A 1,671-nucleotide genomic window follows, 5' to 3' on the forward strand; every position below is an offset into this window, starting at 1 on the left:
GACATATATTTCTTTGGGGATTACGTCTGGGTCCACGACCTCCGAACCGCTCTGGCCGCCGCATTTGAGCCGCTTTTTGGGCAGAGAAGCTACGTTCGCCCAATACCGCTACTCATGTTGTATGCGGAGGTCATCGCTTCAAATCGCAACCCTGCGGTATCTCATTCGATTAATTTAGCTATCCACTGGATCTGCAGTGCGCTGGTGTTTTTTCTTGCACGCCGCGCGATCGCATTGACTCACGCACCGGACCGTCCCGCCTCTCCATGGACACCCCTCCTGCTTGCCTCGATCTTTTCGGTTCACCCAGCCCTTTCTGAAGCTCCAATTTGGATCTCCTCACGCTTCGACCTGATGGCCACGCTCTGGGTGCTGCTCGCACTGTGGGTGGCTGGCTTAGCCATTCGCGATCGAACGAGGGCACTTCTACTTGGCCTTCTATTTTTCATTGGCGCCCTATGCAAAGAGAGCGTCGCGATATTCCCTTTACTTCTGGGTGTCCATGCTCTACTTAAAGGAAGCCAAACGCGACCAAAGCAAGCAATCCAATTATGCGACGCTTTTACAGTCCGGGAGCTTAAAGCTTATGCGGCGCTCGTCGGGTTTGGCATAGTCTATCTATTTGTCCGTCATCATGTGATGTCCGAGGCCGATCTTCTCCAGGTCGCTCGGCCAACACCAGCTGAGTGGCTCTCCCTGGTAACGGTCTCGATAAGCAAGTATCTACAGCTAACAGCGATGCCTTTTGTCGGCTCCTCTCCACATCATACGTGGGCTTGGCCGCAGGACGGCTCTCTCGCCTCGTTCTGGCAGGCACACATGATCGCCCTCTCTTTTCTGGCGATGATCGCTATACTGGTTCTGCGCCGCCGTCCCTCTGGCTGGTGGCTACTAGCATGGCTAGCGGCGTATCTCCCGGTCTTGCATTTGATCCCATTACCAATCGGTCAGAACGCCATCCATCAGCGTTTCATGTACTTGCCGACGGCGATCCTCCTCGCGTTCGCACCTTACGTGCTTGCCCGTCTTCGAATCAGCGAGATGGCGCGACGGGCGTCGACTGGGCTACTAGCCCTGATGATCATCATTTCCATCCCCATCGACCGATCCATTGTACGCGTCTGGAGGAATGACCTAGCACTTTGGACATGGACAACACGTGCCCAACCAACGTCCGTCGAGGCGCGAGAAAACCTCGTCTGGGCATATCTAAGATATGACATGTATGAAGAGGCCGAAAAGGAATTCCTGCACATAGTCCGACAGGGAGTACGAACCAGCCCAAGCTTGGCTGTCAACATGGGCACCGCAATGTACCGCCAAGGTGAGTTCGAGGGCGCCTTACACTATTATCACAAGGCCGAACAGCACACGGCTACTTTCAATGCCACATTCCGTTCGCGCCTGCTTGCTAATCTAGGAATTACCAATGCGATTCTGGGCAATGAAGAAGAAGCCAAGAGCTATCTAATAAAATCCCTTCTAGAAAATCGGCGTAACCTGACGGCCATTGGTCACCTTATTGGATATTGCCAAGGCAACGAGATTGATACATCAATCTTCGATCCGGAGGATGTCCAACGTGCCAAAGAATCAGCGTTGACGACAGCTGACCTAGTACGATCCCATCAACCTTCGTTACAAGCGAAAGGGGCCTTTTGTCCCGACCTC

The 1,671-nt window shown here is 53.5% G+C and carries 1 protein-coding gene; it reads left to right on the top strand.

Going from position 1 to position 1,671, the window contains the following annotated elements; translation table 11 throughout:
- On the top strand, window positions 1-1,671 hold a 1,671-nt coding region (locus ABD76_RS00150; RefSeq protein ID WP_197253223.1), incomplete at both ends, for a tetratricopeptide repeat protein.

It is taken from the genome of Paenibacillus dendritiformis (assembly GCF_015845845.1).
Classification (GTDB): Bacteria; Bacillota; Bacilli; order Paenibacillales; family Paenibacillaceae; genus Paenibacillus_B; species Paenibacillus_B dendritiformis_C.